Origin of the sequence: Streptomyces avidinii (assembly GCF_045161815.1) — a bacterium.
In the GTDB taxonomy this organism is placed as follows: Bacteria; Actinomycetota; Actinomycetes; order Streptomycetales; family Streptomycetaceae; genus Streptomyces; species Streptomyces avidinii.
On record NZ_CP108863.1, the window covers coordinates 4,290,067 to 4,313,849 of the forward strand.

General features: G+C 71.8%; 22 protein-coding genes. 17 read left to right on the forward strand and 5 right to left on the reverse strand.

Annotated features, from left to right (window positions below; all coding sequences use genetic code 11):
• The first annotated feature begins 25 nt into the window (after positions 1-25).
• The 10 genes from OG373_RS19000 to OG373_RS19045 all read left to right on the forward strand — a co-directional run bounded on the left by OG373_RS19000 (position 26) and on the right by OG373_RS19045 (position 10,565).
• On the forward strand, positions 26-535 hold the full coding sequence (locus tag OG373_RS19000) for a MarR family winged helix-turn-helix transcriptional regulator (RefSeq protein ID WP_405439348.1): 510 nt from the start codon (positions 26-28) through the stop codon (positions 533-535).
• 118 nt (positions 536-653) lie between these two features.
• On the forward strand, positions 654-2,270 hold the full coding sequence (locus OG373_RS19005; protein ID WP_405439349.1) for a serine/threonine-protein kinase: 1,617 nt from the start codon (positions 654-656) through the stop codon (positions 2,268-2,270).
• Between the two features lie 81 nt (positions 2,271-2,351).
• Complete coding sequence (locus tag OG373_RS19010) at positions 2,352-2,741, forward strand: nuclear transport factor 2 family protein (protein ID WP_397732888.1); 390 nt, start codon at positions 2,352-2,354, stop codon at positions 2,739-2,741.
• 231 nt (positions 2,742-2,972) lie between these two features.
• The gene (locus OG373_RS19015) at positions 2,973-4,019 is read left to right on the forward strand and encodes an alpha/beta hydrolase (protein WP_405439350.1); all 1,047 of its coding nucleotides are present in this window, start codon (positions 2,973-2,975) and stop codon (positions 4,017-4,019) included.
• The gene (locus tag OG373_RS19020) at positions 4,012-5,238 is read left to right on the forward strand and encodes an acyltransferase (RefSeq protein ID WP_405439351.1); all 1,227 of its coding nucleotides are present in this window, start codon (positions 4,012-4,014) and stop codon (positions 5,236-5,238) included. The genes OG373_RS19015 and OG373_RS19020 overlap by 8 nt, the downstream gene beginning before the upstream one ends.
• A gap of 22 nt (positions 5,239-5,260) precedes the next feature.
• Positions 5,261-6,577, forward strand: coding sequence for a sensor histidine kinase (locus OG373_RS19025; RefSeq protein WP_405439352.1), 1,317 nt, complete (start codon positions 5,261-5,263; stop codon positions 6,575-6,577).
• The gene (locus OG373_RS19030; RefSeq protein ID WP_397732892.1) at positions 6,574-7,245 is read left to right on the forward strand and encodes a response regulator; all 672 of its coding nucleotides are present in this window, start codon (positions 6,574-6,576) and stop codon (positions 7,243-7,245) included. Before OG373_RS19025 ends, OG373_RS19030 begins: the two co-directional genes overlap by 4 nt.
• 88 nt (positions 7,246-7,333) lie before the next feature.
• A complete protein-coding gene (locus OG373_RS19035; protein WP_405439353.1) occupies positions 7,334-8,671 on the forward strand; it encodes a sensor histidine kinase in 1,338 nt (445 codons plus the stop codon).
• Entirely contained in the window at positions 8,668-9,327 is a 660-nt protein-coding gene (locus OG373_RS19040; protein ID WP_052870381.1) for a response regulator transcription factor, read from the forward strand. The genes OG373_RS19035 and OG373_RS19040 overlap by 4 nt, the downstream gene beginning before the upstream one ends.
• Positions 9,328-9,356: 29 nt before the next feature.
• Complete coding sequence (locus OG373_RS19045; RefSeq protein ID WP_405439354.1) at positions 9,357-10,565, forward strand: cytochrome P450; 1,209 nt, start codon at positions 9,357-9,359, stop codon at positions 10,563-10,565.
• 29 nt (positions 10,566-10,594) lie between these two features.
• Here the strand turns inward: OG373_RS19045 and OG373_RS19050 are convergent, their stop codons facing one another.
• On the reverse strand, positions 10,595-10,990 hold the full coding sequence (locus tag OG373_RS19050; protein WP_405444385.1) for a hypothetical protein: 396 nt from the start codon (positions 10,988-10,990) through the stop codon (positions 10,595-10,597).
• Between OG373_RS19050 and OG373_RS19055 the strand changes: the two genes are divergently transcribed.
• The 4 genes from OG373_RS19055 (at position 10,905) to OG373_RS19070 (ending at position 14,870) form a co-directional block, all read left to right on the forward strand.
• Positions 10,905-11,429: a GbsR/MarR family transcriptional regulator gene (locus OG373_RS19055; protein WP_405444119.1), complete on the forward strand. Its 525-nt coding sequence runs from the start codon at positions 10,905-10,907 to the stop codon at positions 11,427-11,429. The genes OG373_RS19050 and OG373_RS19055 overlap by 86 nt on opposite strands.
• A 61-nt stretch (positions 11,430-11,490) precedes the next feature.
• Positions 11,491-11,910, forward strand: coding sequence for a helix-turn-helix domain-containing protein (locus OG373_RS19060; RefSeq protein WP_397732898.1), 420 nt, complete (start codon positions 11,491-11,493; stop codon positions 11,908-11,910).
• A gap of 10 nt (positions 11,911-11,920) precedes the next feature.
• A complete protein-coding gene (locus OG373_RS19065; RefSeq protein WP_397732899.1) occupies positions 11,921-12,337 on the forward strand; it encodes a VOC family protein in 417 nt (138 codons plus the stop codon).
• A gap of 55 nt (positions 12,338-12,392) precedes the next feature.
• Positions 12,393-14,870, forward strand: coding sequence for an ATP-binding cassette domain-containing protein (locus OG373_RS19070; protein ID WP_405439355.1), 2,478 nt, complete (start codon positions 12,393-12,395; stop codon positions 14,868-14,870).
• A gap of 51 nt (positions 14,871-14,921) precedes the next feature.
• Here OG373_RS19070 and OG373_RS19075 read toward each other — a convergent pair whose 3' ends face one another.
• Together OG373_RS19075 and OG373_RS19080 are read right to left on the reverse strand one after the other, a co-directional pair.
• Positions 14,922-15,569, reverse strand: a complete 648-nt coding sequence (locus OG373_RS19075; RefSeq protein WP_405439356.1) for a hypothetical protein — start codon at positions 15,567-15,569, stop codon at positions 14,922-14,924.
• Positions 15,545-16,378, reverse strand: a complete 834-nt coding sequence (locus OG373_RS19080; protein ID WP_397732985.1) for a diacylglycerol kinase — start codon at positions 16,376-16,378, stop codon at positions 15,545-15,547. The genes OG373_RS19075 and OG373_RS19080 overlap by 25 nt, the downstream gene beginning before the upstream one ends.
• 184 nt (positions 16,379-16,562) lie before the next feature.
• Between OG373_RS19080 and OG373_RS19085 the strand changes: the two genes are divergently transcribed.
• The 3 genes from OG373_RS19085 to OG373_RS19095 all read left to right on the forward strand — a co-directional run bounded on the left by OG373_RS19085 (position 16,563) and on the right by OG373_RS19095 (position 19,960).
• On the forward strand, positions 16,563-17,846 hold the full coding sequence (locus OG373_RS19085) for an adenylosuccinate synthase (RefSeq protein WP_393784748.1): 1,284 nt from the start codon (positions 16,563-16,565) through the stop codon (positions 17,844-17,846).
• A gap of 254 nt (positions 17,847-18,100) precedes the next feature.
• Entirely contained in the window at positions 18,101-18,925 is an 825-nt protein-coding gene (locus tag OG373_RS19090) for a PP2C family protein-serine/threonine phosphatase (protein WP_405439357.1), read from the forward strand.
• 54 nt (positions 18,926-18,979) lie between these two features.
• Positions 18,980-19,960, forward strand: a complete 981-nt coding sequence (locus tag OG373_RS19095) for an MASE1 domain-containing protein (protein ID WP_405439358.1) — start codon at positions 18,980-18,982, stop codon at positions 19,958-19,960.
• Between the two features lie 273 nt (positions 19,961-20,233).
• Here OG373_RS19095 and OG373_RS19100 read toward each other — a convergent pair whose 3' ends face one another.
• Positions 20,234-21,892, reverse strand: a complete 1,659-nt coding sequence (locus OG373_RS19100) for a hypothetical protein (protein ID WP_405439359.1) — start codon at positions 21,890-21,892, stop codon at positions 20,234-20,236.
• 212 nt (positions 21,893-22,104) lie between these two features.
• Positions 22,105-23,649 carry a hypothetical protein gene (locus OG373_RS19105; protein WP_405439360.1) on the reverse strand — a complete coding sequence of 515 codons (1,545 nt, stop codon included), beginning with the start codon at positions 23,647-23,649 and terminating at the stop codon, positions 22,105-22,107.
• Between the last annotated feature and the right edge of the window lie 134 nt (positions 23,650-23,783).

Here is a 23,783-nt window from a genome sequence, read left to right on the forward strand (position 1 = left end):
GAGGGACCCGCGGAGGGACCCGCACATGGACTCACGGACAGACTCACCGACGGACTCCCGGACCCAGCAGGACCTGCTGAGCAGCACCGCCCTCGGGGTGTTCCGGCTGAACGGCCAGTTCCTCGCCATCTCGGAGGAACTGGCCAAGCCGGCCGGGCTGACGGCCGCCTGGTGGCAGGTACTGGGCGCGGTGCTGCGGGAGCCGCTGCCCGTCGCGGGCATCGCCCGGAGCATGGGCATCACCCGCCAGAGCGTCCAGCGGATCGCGGACCTGCTGGTGGCCAAGGGCCTGGCCGAGTACGCCCCCAACCCCGCCCACCGCCGGGCGAAGCTGCTGCGGCCCACGCAGGAGGGGCGGGGCGCGGTGGACCGGATCGGCCCGGGTCATGCGGCACTGGCGGCCCGCCTGGCGGCCGAGCTGGGCGATGCGGCGTTCGCGGAGACCGTCCACGCCCTGGAACGCCTGGCCACGGCACTGGACGCTCTGGAGGCCGCGGCCGTGATCCCGGGACCGGCCCCGTCGGACGCCCCCTAGGTCGTCTCTTCCGGGAGCGCGGGCGTCACCCTTGCGGTGGGCAACCGGTCGGCGCCGGCCACCGTCCTTCCCTGCAGAGCCGTTCGGCACGGCGAGCACGGGGAGGGACCACCCGGCCATGGAGCAACTGCATCCGTACGACCCGCACCACATAGGCCCGTACCGTCTGCTGTCCCGCCTCGGCGCCGGCGGCATGGGCCAGGTCTACCTCGCCCGCTCGGACCGCGGCCGGACCGTCGCCGTGAAGCTGGTCCACCAGGACCTCGCCGCGCGCGAGGAGTTCCGGATCCGCTTCCGCCAGGAGGTCGCCGCGGCCCGTCGCGTCGGCGGCGAGTGGACCGCCCCGGTCCTCGACGCCGACACCGAGGCCGCAACCCCCTGGTTCGCCACGGGCTACGTCGCCGGGCCGAGCCTGCGCCAGGTCGTGGCCCACGACTTCGGGCCGCTGCCCGGCCGTTCCGTACGGATCCTGGCCGCGGGCCTCGCGTACGCCCTCCAGGACATCCACCGGGCCGGCATCGTCCACCGCGATCTGAAGCCCTCGAACGTCCTGATCACCCTCGACGGGCCGCGCGTCATCGACTTCGGCATCGCCCGCGCCCCGGCCGGGTCCGGGGCGGGGCCCGACGGGCCCGACCCCGGGCTGACGCGGGTGGGCGAGGTCATCGGCTCCCCCGGTTTCATGGCCCCGGAGCAGATCCGCGGCGAGCCGGTCACCGCCGCCTGCGACATCTTCTGCCTCGGAGCGGTCCTGGTCTACGCAGCCACCGGCCAGCTGCCCTTCGGCGACGCGGAACAGCCCGGCGGCCTGGCGGGGCTCCTGCTGCGCAGCACCGGGGAGGAGCCGGACCTGACCGGCGTACCGGCCGAACTGCACGACCTCGTACGGGACTGCCTGCACCGGGATCCCGCCGCTCGGCCGGGGCCCGCCGAGGTGCTGGCCCGGGTCGGCGCGGGCGACACCGTGGCCGACGGGAGGGCCCTGGAGCCCTGGCTCCCGGCGCCGCTGGTGGCGGGGCTCGGGCGGCACGCCGTACGGCTGCTGGACCGGGAGGACGCCGGACCGGACCGGGCCGCGACCCCACCACCGCCGCCGCCACCCGTTACCGCCCGCTCCGCCGCTTCCGCGTCCTCGTACGCGCCGTACGCGCCGTACGCGCCGTACCCCGGGTATCCGCCGGGGGTGTCGGAGCCGCCGCGGCCGAGGACCGCGTCCACCGCCCTGCTGCTCGTGGTGGCGACGGTCGTCGCCGTCCTGTCCGCGGGCACGGTGTACGCAGTGATGAGCGGGGCCGAGGATCCCCGGCCGCCCGTGGGCACCGGCCGTACGCCGGGCGCGTCCGCCGGCGCCTCCGGTTCCGCGTCCTCGTCGGCCTCGGCTTCGGCGTCCGCTTCCCCGTCCGTGTCCCCGTACGGCGATCTGCCCGAGGCCTACCTCGGCACCTGGGAGGCCGTCCAGGGCGGCCGGACCTGGACGCTCACGCTCACCCGCGGGGCGGTCGGCGACCCGGTGATGTCCCTCGCCGTCGAGGGCAGCGGCCTCGCCTGCGCCTGGACGGCGCCCCTGCGCCGTGCCTCCGATCCCGTGGAGCTCGACGCCTCCACGGTCACCTCCGGCGCCCCGCCGACCTGTACGCCGGGGACATGGAGCCGGCTGCGGCTGCTGCCCGACGGCACCCTTTCCAGAGAGCTGGCAGGCAGTGACAACCCGCCCCTGACCTACCGCAAGCAGTGAGCGACGCCCGATTGTGTCGAGGTCAATAAGCCTGCAAGCAAAGCTTGTTACGTATAACGGGGCTGCCGGACACTGCGGCACATGGAGCCGTTGAAGGTAGTGGCACGACTGTGGGAGCGGATCGAGGCACGCGACTGGGACGGCGTGGCCGAGCTCATCGCCGAGGACGCCGTCATCGAATGGCCCGTGAGCGGTGAGCGCATCGTGGGGCGTGCCAACTTCATAGCCGTGAACAGCGACGACGGCTACGCGGACGAGAGATCCGTGGAACTGCTGCGGATCCTGGCCGACGGGAACCTCGTCGTCACCGAGGTGGAGATACCTCAGGACCACGTCGTCTACCGGGCTGTCTCCCTGTGGACCGTGCGGGACGGGGAGGTGGTGGGGGCGCGGGAGTACTGGACCAGCCCCGGCCAGGACCCGGCACCCCGCTGGCGGGCGGGGTATGTGGAGCCCCTGGTGGCCGACTGAGCCGCAGGGCCGTCACCCGGGTCGGGTCGTGGCCGACCAGGCGGTGGTGGAAGGGATCCCGGTCCAGGCGCTGGTCAACCGTAATCGTGCCTCTCACGTATCCCCCGTCATACCTGAGAGCTACCTGCGAACACGGCTCCATGGCGTGACGCGGACCACGGGACCGGATTTCTAACTTCGGTAGCAGAGAAGAGCGTTGACAGCTCTTCCGGGCGACCGAAGGAAGACGACATGGCAACGGGGACGGGGACGGGGTCCGGGACGGCGTTCGGGACTGGGGCCGGGGCTGGGACTGCGACGACGCGGACGACGGGTGGGGCCTGGGCGGCGGGGTCCGGCGGTGGCCGACTGCGCCGGACCCTGCTGGCCGCCCTGGTCGCGGCGGCCGTCGCCGTCCCGATATCCGCCGCCGCCTCTCCCAATGTCCCCGCCCCCGCTCCCGCCACGTTCGCCGAGGACGCCGCGCCGCAGAGCCGGTACGCCGCCAACCGCGCCAACATCGCCGAGGCGGTCCGGCGCGCCGAGGAAGCCGACCGTCCGGGCCGGGCGGACAGGCTGCGCACCATGGAGGCGTCCGGAACAGCGCAGTTCCTGGTCTTCGACGGCCGCGGCAGGGGCCGGGCCGTCGAGGTCTTCGGCGATCTGGAGAGCGCCGACCGGGTCGCCGTCCTGGTGCCCGGCTCCGACACCACGCTCGACACCTACGAGAGGTTCCGCGCCGGGGCCGTCTCCCTGCAGCAGCGCCTGCGGGCCGAGCATCCGCGCACGGCCGTCGTCGCCTGGCTCGGGTACGACACCCCCGGCACGGTGAGCACCACCGTCCTGACCGCCGGCCGGGCCGATGAGGCCGCCGCCGAACTGGGTCCCTTCCTGGACCGGTTGCACGGCATGGCCGGGCCGGGTGCCCGGCTCTCGCTCCTGTGCCACTCCTACGGTTCCGTGGTCTGCGCCCGGACCGTCACCGGGCCCGCGGTCAGCGACATGGCGCTGTTCGGCAGCCCTGGTACGGGGGCCGGATCCGTCCGTGAGCTGGCGAGCGGCGCCCGGGTCTGGGCCGGCCGCGGCAGCGGCGACTGGATCGGCAACGTGCCGCATGTCCGGCTCGGCGGAATCGGTTTCGGCACCGACCCGGTCGACCCCGCCTTCGGGGCACGGGCCTTCACCGCCGGCGCCGTCGGGCACAGCGACTACCTCAAGCCGGGCACCGCGTCCCTCGACAGCCTGGCCGCCATCGTCCTCAGCACCACCGCTCCTGACTCGGAGGCCGACCATGGTTGAGTTCCGCGCCCGCTGGTCCGCCCTGGCGGCGGGCATCGAAGCGGCCACCCCCGCCGAGCGCGACCGGACCGTGGACGCGCTGCGGGCCCTCGCGATCCTCGGCGTGGTCCTCGGCCACTGGCTGGTCACCGCGCTGACCGCCCGCGACGGCGGGCTGAGCACCACCAGTCCGCTGGAGCACATGCCGTGGCTGGCCCCGGTGTCCTGGATGTTCCAGACCCTGTCCGTCTTCTTCCTCGTCGGCGGCCATGTCGCCGCCCGGGGGTACGCGTCGGCGCGCGAGCGCGGGGGCTCGTACGGCGCCTGGGTCGGACAGCGGCTGGGGCGGCTGTTCCGTCCCGTCGCGGCGGTGCTCGTCCTCTGGGGGGTGGTCGCGGGCGGGATGCTGATCGGCGGGGCGGAGTTCGACACCGTCCGGTCGCTGGTCAAGCTGGTGCTGTCGCCTCTCTGGTTCCTGCTGGTGTTCGCCGCGCTCACCGCGGCGACCCCGCTCGTGGCCCGGCTCAGCCCGCTGTGGCCGCTGGTCGTGGTGGCGGCCGTGGACATCTGGCGCTTCGGGCTGGAGGGGCCCGAGTGGATCGGCTGGGTCAATGTGGCCGCCGGTTGGCTCGTCCCCTTCACCCTGGGCGCCGCATGGTCCCGGGGGGCCTTCGCCCGGCGGGCACCTGCGCTGCTCCTGCTCGGCGGGGGCACCGCGGCCACGGCCGCGCTGATCCTCTGGGGCGGCTATCCCGCGTCCATGGTGGGGGTCCCGGGGTCCGCGATCTCGAACCTGAACCCGCCGACGCTGGCCGCGGCCGCTTTCGGACTGGCCCAGTGCGGGCTGGCGTTGCTGGTGCGCGAGCCGCTGGCCCGGGCCGTGCGACGGCCGACGGCCTGGGCGAAGGTGGCCCTGGTGAACCTCTCCGCCATGACCGTCTTCCTGTGGCACCAGACCGCCATGATGGCCGTCACCGCCCTCGGGCTGCTGGTCTCGGCCGACCTGCCCGGGCTGCACACCGTTCCCGACTCGGTGGGCTGGATAGCGGCCCGGCTGCTGTGGCTGCCGGTGTTCGCCGCCGCGCTGATGGTCTGCTGGGCGGCGTTCCGTACGCACGAGCAGGCCGGGCGCCGTCCGAAGCCGTCACGCGCCTCGCGTACCGTCGCCGTCGGCGCCGCTGCCGGTGCCGCCGTCCCCCGCCCCAGGACGGGCCCCGCTCAGGAGATCACCCGTGTCTAGGAGCCGCCTTAGCCTGGACGGCGTGACCCAGCAGAGCGCGCCACCCGCCGAAGACCGCACCCGCCTGTCGCGCGGCCTGGCGCGAGAGTTGTTCACCGTGAAATGGGATCCGCTCCCGAAGATGTCGCGGCCGCGCTGGCTGGCCTGGTTGCCGCATGTGGTCCTCTGCTACGTGGCCATTCCCTGCGGTGTCCTCACGGGGATGCAGCTGAACGACCATTACAAGGTCTACGGTGGGGCCGTGCTGGGGCTGTCTCTGCTGACCTCCGCGTCCGTCGTGCTCAGCATGTTCCGGCCGATCGCCGCCTGGTGGCTCGGGCTTGTCACCACGGCCCTCATAGCCTGGGTCCTTCACGACCACGTCGGCCACGGTCAGTCGTGGCCGTGGACACCCGCCGGGCCGTTCACGCTGGCGCCCGTGATCCTGATGGTCGCACTGCGGGTACCGCCCCGGGTGACCGTCTCGGTCATCGGCATCACGCTCGCCCTCAACGGACTGGCCGACATCACCCTGAGGCCGCCGCAGAGCCAGACGATCATCGGCGGAGTGGCCCTCCTCTTCGGGTTCGTGGGAATCCTCGGCTACGCCCTGCGGGCCACCCGCCTCGCCCGCACCAAACTCGTCGAGCAGGAGACCCTCACCGAGGAGGAGCGGGCTCGGCGCACCCTGCTGGAGGAACGCAGCCGGATCGCCCGCGAACTGCACGACGTCGTCGCCCACCACATGTCGGTGATCTCCATCCAGGCGCAGGTCGCTCCGCACCTCGTGGAGAACCCGTCCGAGGAGCTCAAGGAGAACCTGGCCGGCATCCGGGAGAACGCGCTGGAGGCGCTGACGGAGCTGCGACGGGTGCTGGGCGTGCTGCGGTCCGAGCGGCCCGACGATCCCGCGACCCGGCAGCATCCGCAGCCCACCCTCGCCGAGCTGGACGGTCTCGTGGACAACGTGCGGGGGGCCGGGCTGAATGTCACGACCGAGATCGCGGGGATACGGCGGCCGCTGACCCCGGGCGTGGAGCTCACCGCGTACCGGATCGTGCAGGAGGCGCTGAGCAACGCGCTCCGTCACGCGCCCGGTTCGCGGGTGGAGGTGGGCATCGCGTACGGGCCGCGTGATCTGCACCTGTGCGTGGCGAACACCGCGCCGACCCGGTCGGCCCCGCCGTCGCCCGGAGCGGGGCACGGGCTGCTGGGAATGCGGGAGCGGGCAGGCATGCTGGGGGGTGAGCTGGCCGCCGGCCCGCGCCCCGACGGGGGGTACGAGGTGAGCGCCGTACTCCCGCTGGATCCGCAGGAGCTGTCCGCGGTCCCCGACCCCGAGACGAAGAGGGCCACATGAGCACCCCGATCAAGGTGATGATCGCCGACGACCAGATGATGGTCCGGCAGGGCTTCACCGTGCTTCTCAACGCACAGCCCGACATAGAGGTCGTGGGGCAGGCGGTGGACGGGGCCGACGCGGTGGCGAAGGTCGCGGAGCTGGCCCCGGACGTGGTGCTGATGGACATCCGCATGCCGGGGATGGGCGGGATCGAGGCCACGTCCGTCATCACCTCCGTCCCGGACGCCGCCGTGAAGGTGCTCGTGCTGACCACCTTCGATCTCGACGAGTACGTGTACGAGGCGCTGCGGGCCGGGGCGTCCGGCTTCCTGCTCAAGGACGCGTCGGCCGACCAGCTCGCCGAGGCGGTGCGGGTGGTGGCGGCCGGCGAGGCGCTGCTCTCGCCGAACATCACGAAGCGGCTGATCACGGAGTTCTCCCGGTTGGGGGCGCCGCGCGCGCCGTCGCGGGCCCGGATCCAGGCGCTGACCGAGCGGGAGACCGAGGTGCTGTCGCTGATCGCCCAGGGCCTGTCGAACGCCGAGATCTCCGAGCACCTGGTGCTGGCCGAGCAGACCGTGAAGACGCATGTGAGCCGGATCCTGGTGAAGCTCGGCCTGCGGGACCGTACGCAGGCGGCGGTGTTCGCGTACGAGACGGGTCTGATCCGCCCGACGGGCTACTGAGGAACCCGCGTAGTACTTGAGGGGGACCCCCGGAAATCCCCATCAGCGGCGACGCGGACGAGGGCGGTACGGACCTACGGTTGCGTGTATGACCGAGACGACCACCGGGGGGACAGCCCGGACGCCTGAATTCCGACTGGCATCGGAGGTGATCGGGACCCTTCGCCAGGACCTCCTCACCGATGCCTTCGCGTACCGGCCGCTGCCGCTGGCGGAGGGACCCGGACGCTTCGTGCGGCTGCTTCCCCGGGTGATGCGTCAGTACGCGCCGTGGCGGCAGTACGCGGCGGTGGCGGGTCTGGCCTTCCTCGTCCTGCTGTTCACGGTCAACACGCACTCGGGCTATCTGGGAGATGCGGCCCAGCTCGCCATGGGGCTGATAGCCGCGACACCGGTGCTCATGACGCTGGTGCGGCCGATCGCCGCGTGGTGGGCGGCCGTCGCGATGACGGTGGTGCTGGCCGCCCTCGGCGGCGCGGTCAACTGGCCGTGGCCCCCGGGCAGCTTCCTCTCCTACATCGCGGTCATGGTCCTCGTCACCCTGCGGACCCGGCCCCGGGTGGCGGCCTGGATGTGGACGCTCACCCTCGCGCTGGGCTTCGCGCTCACCGTGGTGCTCGGCAACCGCTGGGGGTCGAACCTGCCCGAGATGGCGGTGACCTCGGCCTTCGCCCTGGTGATCGCCGGCAGCATCCAGATACGCCGCGCGGCCAGGGCCGAGGTCAGCGCACAGCAGGAGGTGACGGCCGTCGAGCGGGACAAGCGGACGCTGCTGGAGGAGCGGACCACGATCGCGCGGGAGCTGCACGACGTGGTGGCCCACCACATGTCGGTGGTGGCGATCCAGGCGGAGGCCGCGCCGTACCGGGTGAAGAACCCGCCGCCGGAGCTGGAGGCGGCATTCGTCACCATCCGGGAGAACGCGGTGGCGGCCCTGACGGAACTGCGGCGGGTGCTGGGTGTGGTGCGTTCCGCGGACTACGAGGCACCGGACGCCCCGCAGCCGACGCTGGCCTCGCTGGACGGGCTGCTGGCCAATGTGCGGGAGGCCGGGCTGAGCGTGGAGAAGACGATCACGGGCGCGGTGCGGGAGCTGCCTCAGGGCGTGGAGCTGTCGGCGTACCGGATCATCCAGGAGGCCCTGAGCAACACTCTGCGGCACGCGCCGGGAGCCACCGCCGGGGTGGAGGTCTCGTACGTCCTGGGCGGCCTGGGCATACGGATCGTCAATGACCCGGCGACCGGGGATGCGCGGCCCTCGCCGGGGGCCGGGCACGGGATCACCGGCATGCGGGAGCGGGTGGCCATGCTGGAGGGCGAGATGACGGCCGGCCGGACGGCCGCGGGCGGGTACGAGGTGGCGGTGTTCATACCGGTGCCCCACCGTCCGGAGCCGGCCACGGAGCCGCAGGGGGAGACGGCATGACGATCAGAGTGCTGATCGTCGACGACCAGGTGATGGTGCGCGAGGGATTCTCCGTCCTGCTGAACGCGATGGACGGCATCGAGGTGGTCGGCGAGGCGGTCGACGGCCGGGAGGCCATCGACCAAGTGGCGGCGCTGCGGCCGGATGTGGTGCTGATGGACATCCGGATGCCGCGGATGAACGGGCTGGAGGCCACGCGGGAGATCGTGGCCGCCGACACGGACGCGAAGGTGCTGGTCCTGACGACCTTCGACCTCGACGAGTACGTGTACCAGGCGCTGCGGGCCGGGGCCTCCGGGTTCCTGCTCAAGGACGCGTCGGCCCGTCAGCTGGCCGACGGAGTGAGGGTGGTGGCGGCCGGTGAGGCCCTGCTGGCGCCCTCGGTGACCAAGCGGCTGATCGTGGAGTTCTCGAAGATCTCCGAGGCGCGCAGGCTCGCGGACCCGGCGGGTGTGGGGGAACTGACGGAGCGGGAGACGGAGGTGCTGGTGCTGATCGCGCAGGGGCTGTCCAACGCGGAGATAGCCGACCGGCTGGTCGTCGCGGAGTCCACCATCAAGACCCATGTGAGCCGGATCCTGGTGAAGCTGGGACTGCGGGACCGGACCCAGGCGGCCGTGTACGCGTACGAGACCCGCTTGGTGACACCCGCCTGATCGGGTACGGCTGCCCTTAGGGTGCGGGGATGGGCTTTGATCCGTGGGATGCCGCGTTCGTCGCCGATCCGTACCCGGCGTACCGGGAGTTGCGGGAGCAGGGGCGGGCCGTGTGGTGCGAGGCCACCGGGCAGTGGCTGGTGCCGCACTACGCCGATGTGAGTGCGCTGCTGCGGGACCGGCGGCTGGGGCGGACCTACCTCCACCGGTTCTCGCACGAGGAGTTCGGGCGCGAGGCGCCGCCGCCGGAGCACGAGCCCTTCCACGTGCTCAACGGCAACGGCCTGCTGGACCTGGAGGATCCCGCGCACGCGCGGGTGCGCAGGCTGGTCGCGAAGGCCTTCACCCCGCGGACGGTGGAGCGGCTGGTGCCCGCCGTGCAGCGGCTGGCCGGGCAACTGGTGGGACAGCTGCGCGCGGACGGGGGCGGGGACCTGCTCACCGTCGTCGCGGAGCCGCTGCCGGTGGCGGTGATCGCGGAGCTCCTGGGCGTGCCCGAGGCTGACCGGGGGTTGCTGCGGCCCTGGTCGGCGGACATCTGCGGGATGTTCGAGCTCCGGCCGGACGAGGAGACGGCCCGGCGCGCGGTGCGGGCGAGCGTCGAGTTCAGCGCGTACCTGCGCGGGCTGATCGCCGAGCGGCGCACGCGCCCCGGTGAGGATTTGATCTCCGGGCTGATCGCCGCTCACGATGAGGACGGGCGGCTCAGCGAGCAGGAGATGATCTCCACCTGTGTGCTCCTGCTGAACGCCGGGCACGAGGCCACCGTCAACACGACCGTCAACGGGTGGTGGGCACTGTTCCGCAACCCCGCGGAGCTCGCCGCGCTCCGCGAGAGTCGCGATCCCGAAAAGTTGTCCACAGCTGTGGATGAACTCATGCGGTACGACACTCCCCTCCAGATGTTCGAGCGCTGGGTGCTCGACGACATCCGGATCGGCGACACCGTCGTCCCGCGCGGCGCCGAGGTCGCACTGTTGTTCGGGTCCGCGAATCGGGATCCCTCCCGGTTCGACGAGCCCGATGCGCTCGACCTCGTACGGGCCGACAATCCGCACCTGACCTTCGGGGCCGGGATCCACTACTGCCTCGGAGCGCCTCTCGCGCGGCGGGAGTTGGAGGCCTCGTTCGGGGCGTTGCTGGCGGACGGAGTCCCGCCACTGCGGCTCGTCGAGGAGCCGCAGTGGCAGGACGGATACGTGATCCGGGGGCTCAAGCAGCTGCTCGTGGAGTTCTAGGACCGGACCCCGGCCGGCCCGGGCCGGGCCTACGCGATCATGTCGCGGCGGCGCAGGGCACCGAGGCCCGCCAGCGTCAGGGCCACCGCCACGGCCGTCAGCACCGCCGGCGGGGCCCAGTCCAGGGCCTGCGCACCCGGAAGCCGGGGCAGGTGGGCGAAGGGCGATGGGTTCAGGACGGCCTGCGGGAGGTTCAGCGCCGGCCCGATCCAGCCCAGGGCCAGCACGCCCCCGGCCACGGCCCAGGCGGACGCCGCGTACTGGGGCGCCGCCCCGTACAGCAGCGCGGCCAGCGCCCCGATCAGCCACACCGCCGGAAGCTGGGCGAGCGTGGCACCGATCGCCGCGCCGAGCCCCCGGCCGTGCCCGAGGCCGAGACCGAGCCCCGCCAGCAGCAGGATCAGCGCCGAGCCGCCGAAGGCCACGGCCAGGTGCCCGCCGGCCCAGCGCAGCCGGCCGACCGCGTTCGCGAGCAGCGGCTCCGCACGCTGCCCCGATTCCTCGGCGGAGCTGGGCGAGGCGCTGCAGATCAGCCCGGCCGCGGTCTCGGGCGCCGTGTCCTACCTGACGCAGGTCAACATGGTCAGCCGCGAACGCGAACCGGGCTCCCGGCGCGACCGGTACGTCCTGCACAACGAGCTCTGGTACGAGACCTTCACCCGCCGCGACCAGGTCCTGACCCTGTGGGAGAAGACCCTGCGCGAGGGCGCGGCCACCCTCGGCACGGACTCGCCCGCCGGGGCGCGCGTCGCGGAGACGGCGGCCTTCTTCGAGTTCATGCAGGGCGAGATGCTGGGCCTGATGGACCGCTGGCGGACCCACCGGGCGACGCTCGGCCTCGGACCGGTCGGCCGATCCCTCTGATCGAATCCGGAAGCACCGATACCCGCAGACGGGTCGGCGCCCGCGTGCCATGCTGGAACGCATGAACCTGGAGGACCTGGTACGGCTGCGCCGCGCCCGGGACATGATGGACCGCGCCTACGCGGAACCGCTGGACGTTCAGGCACTCGCGAACGTCGCCCTCATGTCGTCCGGACACTTCTCCCGCAGCTTCCGCGCCGCCTTCGGGGAAACCCCGTACAGCTACCTCATGACACGCCGCGTGGAGCGCGCGAAGGCGCTGCTGCGGCGCGGCGACATGAGCGTCACGGACGTCTGCTTCGCCGTCGGATGTACCTCACTGGGGTCCTTCAGCTCGCGCTTCACCGAGCTCGTCGGCGAGACCCCGAGCGCCTACCGGGCCCGCAGCCACGAGGACGGCGCCGACATCCCGGCGTGCGTCGCCAAGATCTTCACGCGACCGGTCAGGATCGGAGAAGCGAAATCCACGCCCTCCTCGTAGCGTCGACGGCATGAACATCAACCTCTCGCAGTGCTTCATCGCAGTCGACGACCACGACAAGGCGCTCGCGTTCTACCGCGACGTCCTCGGCCTGGAAGTACGCAACGACGTCGGGTTCGAGGGCATGCGCTGGGTGACCGTCGCCTCCCCCACCCAGCCCGACGTGGAGATCGTCCTCGAACCGCCGCTCGCCGACCCGAACGCCTCGCCCGCCGACCGGCAGGCCATGGCGGAGCTCCTGGCCAAGGGGATGCTGCGCGGCGTGATCTTCTCCACCGACGACGTCGACGCCACCTTCGAACGCATCCGGGCCGCCGGCGGGGAGGTGCTGCAGGAGCCGGTCGACCAGCCGTACGGCGTCCGCGACTGCGCCTTCCGCGACCCGGCGGGCAACATGCTCCGCTTCAACCAGCCCCGCAAGCACTGAGGACCGACTGCCGCAGGAGTCCGCGCAGGCGGCCCGCCCGAGAAATGGAGACACGATGAGCAGGGCCACCGAGCCGGACCCCAAGTCGCCCGCACCGCGGAAGCGACCGACGCAGCAGACGCGGCGGACACCGCAGACGCCGCAGTCCCCCCGGACGACGCAGACGCCGCAGACGCCGCACGCCGCCGACAGCCACGGTCTGATCCGCGTGCACGGTGCGCGCGTGAACAACCTCAAGGACGTCAGCATCGAGATCCCCAAGCGCCGGCTGACGGTGTTCACGGGAGTCTCCGGCTCGGGCAAGAGCTCGCTGGTGTTCGACACGATCGCCGCCGAGTCCCAGCGGATGATCAACGAGACCTACAGCACCTTCGTGCAGGGCTTCATGCCGACGCTGGCCCGCCCCGAGGTCGACGTACTCGACGGCCTGACCACCGCGATCACCGTCGACCAGCAGCGCATGGGCGGCGACCCCCGCTCCACGGTCGGCACGGCCACCGACGCCAACGCGATGCTGCGCATCCTCTTCAGCCGGCTCGGGAAGCCGCACATCGGCCCGCCCAGCGCCTACTCCTTCAACGTCGCCTCCGTCCGGGCCAGCGGCGGGATCACGGTCGAGCGCGGCGCCGACCGGACCAAGACGGTCAAGGCGACCTTCTCCCGCACCGGCGGCATGTGCGTGCGCTGCGAGGGCCGCGGCGCGGTCTCCGACATCGACCTCGCCCAGCTCTACGACGACTCCAAGTCGCTCGCCGAGGGGGCCTTCACCATCCCCGGCTGGAAGTCCGACAGCTTCTGGACGGTACGGGTCTACGCCGAGTCGGGATTCCTCGACCCGAACAAACCGATCCGCAAGTTCACCAAGAAGGAGATGCAGGACTTCCTCTACCGGGAGCCCACCAAGGTCAAGGTCGAGGGCGTCAACCTCACCTACGAGGGCCTCATCCCCAAGATCCAGAAGTCCTTCCTGTCCAAGGACAAGGAGGCGATGCAGCCCCACATCAGGGCCTTCGTGGAACGCGCGGTCACCTTCGCCACCTGCCCCGAGTGCGAGGGCAGCCGACTCAGCGAGGGCGCCCGGTCCTCGAAGATCAAGAAGATCAGCATCGCCGACGCCTGCGCCATGCAGATCAGCGACCTGGCCGAGTGGGTCCGCGGCCTCGCCGAGCCCTCGGTCGCCCCGCTGCTCACCGCCCTGCAGCTGACCCTCGACTCGTTCGTCGAGATCGGCCTCGGCTACCTCTCGCTGGACCGGGCCTCCGGCACCCTCTCCGGCGGCGAGGCGCAGCGCGTCAAGATGATCCGCCACCTCGGCTCCTCGCTCACCGACGTCACCTACGTCTTCGACGAGCCCACCATCGGCCTGCACCCGCACGACATCCAGCGCATGAACGACCTCCTGCTGCGGCTGCGCGACAAGGGCAACACCGTGCTCGTCGTGGAGCACAAGCCGGAGACCATCGCGATCGCCGACCACGTCGTCGACATCGGCCCCGGCGCGGGCACCGCGGGCGGCACCGTCTGCTACGAGGGCACCGTCGAGGGACTGCGCTCCGGCGGCACCATCACCGGCCGCCACCTCGACGACCGGGCGAAGCTCAAGCCGTCGGTGCGCAAGGCCACCGGCGCGCTGGAGATCCGCGGTGCGACGGCGAACAACCTGCGTGACGTCGACGTCGACATCCCGCTCGGCGTGCTCGCGGTCGTCACCGGCGTCGCCGGCTCCGGCAAGAGCTCGCTGCTGCACAAGTCGCTGTCCCCGGACGCGGACGTGGTCTCGATCGACCAGGGCGCGATCCGCGGTTCGCGCCGGAGCAACCCGGCGACGTACACCGGGCTGCTCGACCCGATCCGCAAGGCCTTCGCCAAGGTCAACGGGGTGAAGCCGGCACTGTTCAGCGCCAACTCCGAGGGCGCCTGCCCCAACTGCAACGGCGCCGGCGTCATCTACACCGACCTGGCGATGATGGCCGGGGTCACGACCACCTGCGAGGAGTGCGAGGGCAAGCGCTTCGAGGCGTCGGTGCTGGAGTACCACCTCGGCGGCCGCGACATCAGCGAGGTGCTGGCGATGTCGGTGACCGAGGCCGTGGAGTTCTTCGGCGACGGCGAGGCGCACACCCCCGCCGCGCACCGCATCCTCACCCGGCTCGCCGACGTCGGGCTCGGCTACCTCAGCCTCGGCCAGCCGCTCACCACGCTGTCCGGCGGCGAGCGGCAGCGGCTCAAGCTGGCCACCCACATGGCGGAGAAGGGCGGTGTCTACGTGCTCGACGAGCCGACCACCGGCCTGCACCTCGCCGACGTGGAGCAGCTGCTCGGTCTGCTCGACCGGCTGGTCGACTCCGGGAAGTCCGTCGTCGTCATCGAGCACCACCAGGCCGTCATGGCGCACGCCGACTGGATCATCGACCTCGGTCCCGGCGCCGGTCACGACGGCGGCCTGATCGTCTTCGAGGGCACCCCCGCCGACCTCGTGGCGAACCGCTCCACCCTCACCGGCGAACACCTCGCGGCGTACGTCGGCGCCTGACCGCCGCCGCCCGGTGCTCGTCCGTGGGCCGGCCCGTACCCGTCGCCTGCCTCATCGCAGGGGCGGCGACTGCCCCGTCCGCGCCGTGACCGGGCGGCCCGGCCCACGGGCGAGGGCCCGGGCGCGGCGCGCGGGCCGGGCGCGGCCGAGCCCGCCGGAGTGCGGGGCCCACAGGGCCCCGCCCGCGGCCGGGTCACCCGCGCACCGCACCACCACCGTGGCCGGGGCGGCGGCCGTACGGGGCCACGGGCGCGGCGGCAGCACCCGGCGGCCCAGCATCCCCAGGGTCAGTACGTGCTCTCCGTCGGCCAGCACCAGCACGGGCGGCCGCCACCGCGCGCGGACCACCACGGCCTCGTACGGGGTCCAGCGCACCGCGGGGTCCCGCAGCACGCGCCGGACCCGCCGGGCGGCGTACAGTTCCCGCGCTCCGAGCAGCACCGGGCCCAGCGCCGCGCACAGCGCCACCGCCGGCACCGGCGGCCGACCGAGCGCGGCCGCGACCAACGCCGGCCAGCAGAACACCGGCAGCAGGCAGAGCAGCAGTGCATCGCGCCGCCAGTCGCCCAGCGCGGCGCACATCTCGTCGCGCGGCTCGTCGCCCGGCGCGGCGCACTCGTCGCGCAGCTCGCCGCACGTCCCGGTCCCGTCCCGCGCCCCGGCGGCCTCCGGCGTCACCGGGGCACGGTCAGCGTCCATGCCCCCGGCCGCAGGGTCCACGTACGGCGGCGGACCGGGCCGGTCATGGCCGCGTCGGCGCGGTAGCGGAAGTCCGCGCCCGACACCGTCACCGTCTGCGCCCTGGCCGTGACCGTCGAGTCGGCCGCGCCGCCGCCACCGGTGCGGACCACGACCTCCGCCGGGCCTCCGTCGTCCCGCGTGCGAACCGATACGTCCTCCACGGGCCGGTCCAGGTCGGCCAGCACCACCCCGTCGGCCTCGACGCGCAGCCGGTGCCGGCCCGTGCTCGCGCCGCCGGCCGCAGCCACCGGGCGGACCAGCGTCCGCACCAGCGAGCGGTACGCGCTCCACACCGACGGCCCGGCGGGCCGCGGGGCCCCGTGCACCGGCGGGATCCGCAGCCCGCCCAGCACCACCCCGTCACTGTCGTCGACCAGCAGGTCGCAGGTCCGCACCGACCCGTCGAGCACCGCCCGGGCCGCGGAGACGGCCGAAAGCGGCACGCCGAGGGACCGCGCGAGCCCCAGCGACCCCACGGGGCCCACGGGAACCAGCGCCAGAGGTCCCTCCCCCAGCCCCCGCTCCCGGTGCAGCAGCCCCACGGTGCGCACGAGGGCCCGGTCGTCACCGACGATCACCAGCCGCCGATGACCCCGGCGGGCAAGAGCCCGCGCAAATTCCTCCTGCGAATCCGGGAGGCAGATTTTCGCTGCCGCGCCCGCTGACAACACATCCTTCGCGATCCGCACGGACTCGCCGTCAAGACGGCGGGCGACCGGGTCGACGAGCACGAGCAGACCGCCTACCGGCGCGCCCGCATGGCTCATGGTGGGCTCTGGAGCCGACACCTCGGTCCTTCCTCGGGTAGCATCTTTGTGCAAGAGGCCCTTGCGCTATTGCGCCAGGGCCTTCGTCTATTCCGGGGTACCGGTCCGACGGCTCAGCCTGCGGTGTACATCGTCGTACGCCCCCTGACCTTGGACATGCCCCATCCGGAAGAGGTGTACGCCTGTGCCCGCTCTTGTGCTGCTCGGAGCTCAGTGGGGTGACGAGGGCAAGGGAAAGGCCACCGACCTGCTCGGTGGATCCGTTGACTATGTAGTGCGCTACCAGGGCGGCAACAATGCCGGCCACACGGTCGTCGTCGGCGACCAGAAGTACGCACTGCACCTTCTCCCTTCCGGCATCCTCTCCCCCGGATGCACCCCGGTCATCGGTAACGGTGTCGTCGTCGACCCGGCCGTCCTGCTCTCCGAGCTGCGCGGTCTCAACGAGCGCGGCATCGACACCTCCAAGCTGCTCATCAGCGGCAATGCGCACCTGATCACGCCGTACAACGTCACCCTCGACAAGGTCGGCGAGCGTTTCCTGGGCAAGCGCAAGATCGGTACGACCGGTCGCGGCATCGGCCCGACGTACGCGGACAAGATCAACCGCATCGGCATCCGCGTCCAGGACCTCTACGACGAGTCGATCCTGATCCAGAAGGTCGAGGCGGCGCTGGAGGGCAAGAACCAGCTCCTCGCGAAGCTGTACAACCGCCGTGCGATCGACGCCGCCCAGATCGTCGAGGAGATGCTCCAGTACGCGGAGCAGATCAAGCCGTACGTCGCCGACACCACCCTGATCCTCAACAACGCGCTGGACCAGGACAAGGTCGTGCTGTTCGAGGGCGGCCAGGGCACGCTGCTCGACGTCGATCACGGCACCTACCCCTTCGTCACCTCGTCCAACCCGACCGCCGGCGGCGCCTGCACCGGCACCGGCGTGGGCCCGACGAAGATCAGCCGTGTCATCGGCATCCTCAAGGCCTACACGACCCGGGTCGGCGCGGGCCCGTTCCCGACCGAGCTGTTCGACCAGGACGGCGAGGACCTGCGCCGCATCGGCGGCGAGCGCGGCGTGACCACCGGACGTGACCGCCGCTGCGGTTGGTTCGATGCGCCGATCGCACGTTACGCCACTCGCGTGAACGGCCTCACGGACTTCTTCCTCACGAAGCTGGACGTGCTGACCGGCTGGGAGCAGATCCCGGTCTGCGTCGCGTACGAGATCGACGGCAAGCGCGTCGAGGAGCTGCCGTACTCGCAGACGGACTTCCACCACGCGAAGCCGATCTACGAATACCTCCCCGGCTGGTCCGAGGACATCACCAAGGCCAAGACCTTCGAGGACCTGCCGGCGAACGCCCAGGCGTACGTCAAGGCCCTGGAGGAGATGTCGGGCGCCCCGATCTCCGCCATCGGCGTCGGCCCCGGCCGTACCGAGACGATCGAGATCAACTCGTTCCTCTAGTCCCTGACCCCCGAAGGGGCGGCAGGCGCACGCGCGCCCGCCGCCCCTTCGGCGTTCCTCGCGCCGCGACAAGCCGCAGCCGGTCGCCTCGCCGGCCGACCGGCAGCGGGACTGAACCCCCACGGGGCGTGAGCCCGTCCCCCGCAGGGCGGGCCGGCTCTCGGGGGGCGGGTTCCGGGTGGGCGGAAATATGATGTGCACGGGCTTTTCGCGCAGCGGAAGCAGGGACGGATGGATGCACCTCGGAGCGTTCCGTGAGTCCTCGCCGTGCCCCGCGGGCGGCCAGCGCCGACCTGCTCAGCACCCTCGGGCGGCTCGCCGACCAGGCCCGCCGCGGGGTGGAGCTGCAGCAGGCCCGGGTGGACCTGGCCGAGGCCCTGCAGAGCGAGATGCTGCCCGCCTCCCTGCCCGCGCTGCCGGGCCTGCGGACGGCGGCCCGGTACTCGCCGGCCCGCCACGGCCTGGACATCGGAGGCGACTGGTACGACGGCTTCAAGCTGCCGGAGGGCGCGCTCGCCTTCTGCATCGGTGACGTCCAGGGGCACGACGTGGAGGCGGCCGCCTTCATGGGGCAGGTGCGGATCTGTCTGCGTGCCGTGGCCGGCGTCGTCGTCGATCCCGGCGAGGTGCTGAGCCGGGCCAACGAGGTGCTGCTCTCCATGGACCGCGAGCTCTTCGCGACCTGCACCCTGCTCCGCTTCGACCCGGAGACCCGGGAGCTGGAAACCGCCCGGGCCGGCCACGTTCCGGCGGTCTGGGCCACCGTGGACGGCGAGTACGGCATCGCCGAGGACGACGGCGGCCTGCCGCTGAACCTGATGCCTGGGGCGGGCTACGCGGTCACCCGGCGCCGGCTGACGAAGGCGGGGTCGATCGTCCTGCTCACCGACGGCGTGGTGGAGGGTCCGAAGTTCCCGATCGAGGTGGGACTGGAGCGGGTGGCCAGGGTGGTCCGGGAGGCCGCGGGCACGGATCCGGGCGAGCTGGCCGCCGCGGTGATGAAGGTGGCCGACTCCACCGGCCACGCCGATGACGCCGCCGTACTCGTCCTCAGCCACGACGCCTTCGGCCCCCGGTAGCGCGCGGTAGCGCGTGTCACGGCCCGCCCGGGCGCCGGGCTGTTGTCTGATGCTGTGGTGCGCACCGAGGGATGGCGACGACTGCCCGCAGCTCTGCTGCCGATCCTCGCCGTGGCTCTCGCCTACTACGCGGGCGGACTGATCGGCCTCCACCAGCGCGTGGTCGTGGACGGTGCCGAGGTCACACCCCTGTGGCTGCCGACCGGCGTGGCGGTGACCGCCCTGCTGTGGCTGGGCCTGCGGGCCTGGCCGGGGATCGCGCTCGGTACGTACCTCACCATCGAGCGGCTCACCGATTTCGACGCGTCCGGCCTGATGATCGTCGCGGGGAACGTCCTCGCCCCGGTGTGCGCGTACCTGATGCTCCGCAAGGCGGGTTTCCGTACCGAGCTGGACCGGCTGCGGGACGCCCTGTCGCTGGTCTTCCTGGGCGGTCTGTGGCCCATGCTCATCAGCGCCACGATCGGGACCTGGACGCTGGTGCTCACCGGCGACCTGCCGCTGTCGCAGTTCTGGCCCGTCTGGTCGGCCTGGTGGGCCGGGGACGCGATGGGAGTGCTCGTGCTGACCCCGCTGCTGCTCGTCCTGCGCCGGGTCGTGGCGGCCCGGCGGCCCCTGGACGGCTACCGCGCGGCCGAGGCGGCGGCCCTGGCGGTCACCGCCGTCGTCGTCACCCTGGTGGCCACCCGGAGCTCCCTCTCGCTGCTCTTCCTCGTCTTCCCCGTGATCATCTGGGCGGCCGTGCGCTTCCAGCTCGCCGGGAGCGCTCCGGTCACCCTGCTGGTCTCCGTCCTGACGATCGCGGCGGCGACCGACCACGCCGGGCCCTTCGCCCGGCACAGCCTCCTGGAGGTCATGATCAACCTCCAGGCGCTCAACGGAGCGGCGGCCCTGACCGGGCTGCTGCTGGCGGCTCTGGTCACCGAGCAGAACAACGTGCGCCTGAAGATCGAGCAGGTCTGCGAAGACCTGGCCGAACTGGTGGAACACCTGGCCCCGGGAACGTCGGACCGCTGGACGGAACCGGACGACTAGGCCGTCTCTTTCGGATCTTGTCGGCCGAGCCCGCGGCGTCCGGTGCCATGGGGTCTCCCCAGGCCCGCAGGGCCGAGGGGAAGCATCGCAAGGCGGAGGGTCGCCCTGGTACTGGACGTACCGGGGCGGGCCCGACAACGCGGCGAGGTGCGGTGCCGGGCGTCGCGGGCCCGGCAAGATCCGAAAGAGACGGCCTAGAGGTGGGGTGTGTGCGCGGGAACGCGCGAGCGCCCCGGAAACGGATTCCGGGGCGCCCGTGCGCGGCCTGGCGGACTAGTTGGTCTCGTAGTAGCCGAAGACGTCGATGACCAGGTCGGTGGTCGCCCACTCCTCCCAGCTCTGGTTGAAGAAGTCGACGATGCCGTTCTCACCGGCGCTCGCCTGGACCAGGTTCGGGACGGTGTCGCCCTTCGCCCAGTTCAGGGTGGAGGAGCTGGGTGCCTCCATCGCCACGTCCCGGTCGTTCTTGTAGTCGTCGGCCGAGTTGAGGTCCGGGGCGACCGAGAGGTAACCGGCGTTCGCGGTGTTGGTGACCGTGGTGTTCAGCACGTAGCCCGAGACACCGTCGTCCTCGGGCAGGGGGGTGAAGAACACGGGCAGGTAGTAGCCGCCGGGGATCGGCTTGTTGTTCGTGCGGGTGTCCAGCCGGCGGACCGGCCCGACCGGCATGAACGAGCCCTTGCTGCCCTCGCTGTAGTAGCCGACCACGTCGACGACGACATCGATCCCGGCCCAGGCGCCGTTGTGGATGTTGATGTTGCCGTCGGCGCCGACGGGGACGATCACCGAGTTCGCGACGGTCTGACCGGCGCCGAAGTTCAGGCTGGAGGTGTCGGGCGCCGACTGACCGGTCGGGTAGACGGTCAGGTGACCGTACGCCTTCGGGTTGGTGACGGTGACGTTCAGCGCGACCGCGGTGATGTCCTGGGGCACGCCGCGCAGGCCACTGATCCGGGTGCTGAAGCCCGCCTGCCCGCCCAGCTGCGCCCTGACGGTGCCGAGACCCTCGCGGGTGTCGACGAAGCGGACCGGGGTCATCGGCGTGTAACCGCTCGACGCCTTCTGCGTGAAGTAGCCGCTGACGTCTGCGATCACGTCGACCGAGCCGCCCCAGCTGCCGTTGAACAGGTCGACGTAGCCGTTCTTGCCGACCGGCACGATCACCTGGTTCGGAACGGTCTGACCGGGCCGGAAGTTGACGTTCGACGTCTCCTTGCGCTCACCGCCCTCGGGGAAGGCGGTGATGAACCCGAAGTCGGTCGGGTTGGTGACGGTCACGTTGAGGACGACCGCGGTGACCCCCTCCGGGATGCCGCCGTTGCCGCCGACCTTCACCCGGGTCATGCCGCGGGCCGGAACCTTGCCCGCCGACGGCACACCGGTGCCGGTACGGGTGTCCAGGAGGCGCGTGGGGGCGTACGGCGTGAACTCCGAACCCGCGGTGCCGTACGGGAGGTTGTTGACGACCTCGACCGCGTTCGCGGTGTCCGTCACCGTGACCTTGATGTTGTACTCGCCGAGCTCCGCGTAGGCGTGCCGGTGCGTCAGCGGGCCGGCACCGGAGGCGCCTACGACGTCCTTCTTCCCGTCGCCCCACTCGACGGTGACCGTCAGCGACGCGGTCTCGCTGATCAGGTCGGTGACCAGCTCCACCCCGTGAGCGGTCTTGCTGGTGGCGGACAGGACCATGTTCAGGTCCGGGTTGCCCGCGGCGGCGGCTGCCTTCCCCTTGGCAGCCGGCAGGGTCGTGCGGACCGACTTCTCGGCCGGACTCGTGTAGGTCTTGAAGTTCGACGCCGCGGCCTTGCCGAGGTCGAGATTCGGCGCCGACACGGACGGCGCTACGGGCTCGGCCGCCTGGGCCATGCCCGGTACGAGACCGATCGTGGCCGCGATGACGGCAACGGAAATTACGAGACGGCGACTGCGCACCGGCCCCCCCATTTTTGAACGTGCTCAGGAATGAGACTCCAGAGTACACAGATCATCGTCGAACGTTCGACGAATATCCGTACGAGCACAGGGAGTTGGCGGGATTCTGTCCCACAGTGCGCCCATTGCCCGGTACGGGCGACGCCGGAGCGGGGACGGGCGGGGGAGCGGCACGCTGCCGCCCGCCGCTCCCCCTCTCGCTCACCGGCGCATCAGTTGTTCTGGTAGATGCCGAAGATGTCGACGACGAGGTCGGCGTCCTTCCAGCCCTGGTTCCAGAAGTTGATGATTCCGTGCTCGCCGGCACTCGCCTGCACCAGGTTCGGGACGGTCCCGCCGACCGTCCAGTTCAGGGTGGAGGAACCGGGACGCGGCGGCTTGGGCGCGTTCGGGTCGTCGTTCACCAGCCAGGGGAACGGGCTCGGCGCCACGGAGAGGAAGCCGGAGTCCGTCGTCTCGGTGACGGTGGTGTTCAGGACGTACGCCTCGTCGCCCTCCGCCTCCCCGGAGACCCACTGCGAGATGTGGCCACGGGCCGGCAGGCGACCGCCCGGGAACCAGCCGGACGGGTTGCGCGTGTCGAGCATCCGGCGCGGCGTGAACGGCACGAAGGCCGCCCTGCTGTCCTTGCTGTAGTAGCCGACGACGTCGACCACGACGTCCGTCGGGCCCCAGGCGCCGTTGAACACGCTGATGTCACCGTCCGCGGAGACCGGCACGATCACCGCGTTCGCGATCGTCTGACCGGCCGCGAAGTTCAGGTTGGACGCCGTCGGGACGGGGCCCCCGGCCGGGAAGACGGACAGGTGGCCGAGCTGCCGCGGGTTGGTCACCGTCACGTTCAGCGCCACGGCCGTGATCCCCTTCGGCACACCGTGCAGACCGCCGATCTGCGTGGTGAACACACCCTGCCCGGCCAGCTGCCACCTGGGCGCGCCGAGCCCCTCACGGGTGTCGACGAAGCGCACCGGGTCCAGCGAGGTGTAACCGCTGGACGGGGTCCGGGTGAAGTAGCCCGTGACGTCGGCGATCAGGTCGACGGCCCCCCAGCCGGCGTTGTAGAGCTCCACGTAGCCGTCGGTGCCCACCGGCACGATGACCAGGTTCGGGACGGACTGACCGCCCACGTAGTTGATGTTCGAGGTGTCGGGCCGCTCGGTGCCCTTGCCCGGCCACGCCGTGATGTGCCCGGCGACGGAGGTGTTGGTGACCGTGACGTTGAGGGCGACCGCCCTGACTTCGCCGGGGATCCTGGCGTTGTCGCGTACCTTCACGCGGGTCGTGCCGCGCGCGGCGACCTTGCCCGCCCGGGTGCCCGTGCCGTCGCGAGTGTCCAGCAGCCGGGTCGGGGCGTGCGGGGTGAACTCGGAGCCGATGGTCATGATCATGACGTCGTTGGAGCCCGAGATGGCATGGGCGACGTCGGTCGCCGTGACCTTGACGCGGTACTCGCCGACCTCGGCGTAGGTGTGGCTGTGGAAGAGCTCCCCGGAGCCCTTGATGGTCTTCTTCTCGGTCTTGCCGTCACCCCAGTCGACGACGACCTCCAGTGCGGAGTCCGGCCCCGTGATCTTGCTGGTGAGCTCGAGTCCGTGCGCGGTGTGGCTCCGTGCGTCGAGACCCACCGCCACCCCCGGGTGGTCCCCCGCCGCCTTGTTCCCGCCGGTGGGCGGCCCCGTGCGGACCGTACGGTCGGCAGGGCTGCTGAACGTCCGGAGCGCGGATTCCCCGGCCTTCGACACGACGGACGGGGCCACTGGCCCGGTCGGTCCTCCGGCGGCCGAAGCTGTGCTCGGCATGACACCGAGACCCGCCGCCACGAGGGCAGCGGTCATTACGAGTCGGCGATTGCGCACCGGCCCCCCATTTTTTCTTTTTTGAACGCGATCAG

Coding starts and splice junctions, on each gene's coding strand:
- OG373_RS19000 (WP_405439348.1), top strand. CDS start 26: ATGGACTCACGGACAGACTCACCGACGGACTCCCGGACCCAGCAGGAC.
- OG373_RS19005 (WP_405439349.1), top strand. CDS start 654: ATGGAGCAACTGCATCCGTACGACCCGCACCACATAGGCCCGTACCGT.
- OG373_RS19010 (WP_397732888.1), top strand. CDS start 2,352: ATGGAGCCGTTGAAGGTAGTGGCACGACTGTGGGAGCGGATCGAGGCA.
- OG373_RS19015 (WP_405439350.1), top strand. CDS start 2,973: ATGGCAACGGGGACGGGGACGGGGTCCGGGACGGCGTTCGGGACTGGG.
- OG373_RS19020 (WP_405439351.1), top strand. CDS start 4,012: ATGGTTGAGTTCCGCGCCCGCTGGTCCGCCCTGGCGGCGGGCATCGAA.
- OG373_RS19030 (WP_397732892.1), top strand. CDS start 6,574: ATGAGCACCCCGATCAAGGTGATGATCGCCGACGACCAGATGATGGTC.
- OG373_RS19035 (WP_405439353.1), top strand. CDS start 7,334: ATGACCGAGACGACCACCGGGGGGACAGCCCGGACGCCTGAATTCCGA.
- OG373_RS19040 (WP_052870381.1), top strand. CDS start 8,668: ATGACGATCAGAGTGCTGATCGTCGACGACCAGGTGATGGTGCGCGAG.
- OG373_RS19045 (WP_405439354.1), top strand. CDS start 9,357: ATGGGCTTTGATCCGTGGGATGCCGCGTTCGTCGCCGATCCGTACCCG.
- OG373_RS19060 (WP_397732898.1), top strand. CDS start 11,491: ATGAACCTGGAGGACCTGGTACGGCTGCGCCGCGCCCGGGACATGATG.
- OG373_RS19065 (WP_397732899.1), top strand. CDS start 11,921: ATGAACATCAACCTCTCGCAGTGCTTCATCGCAGTCGACGACCACGAC.
- OG373_RS19070 (WP_405439355.1), top strand. CDS start 12,393: ATGAGCAGGGCCACCGAGCCGGACCCCAAGTCGCCCGCACCGCGGAAG.
- OG373_RS19075 (WP_405439356.1), bottom strand. CDS start 15,569: ATGGACGCTGACCGTGCCCCGGTGACGCCGGAGGCCGCCGGGGCGCGG.
- OG373_RS19080 (WP_397732985.1), bottom strand. CDS start 16,378: ATGAGCCATGCGGGCGCGCCGGTAGGCGGTCTGCTCGTGCTCGTCGAC.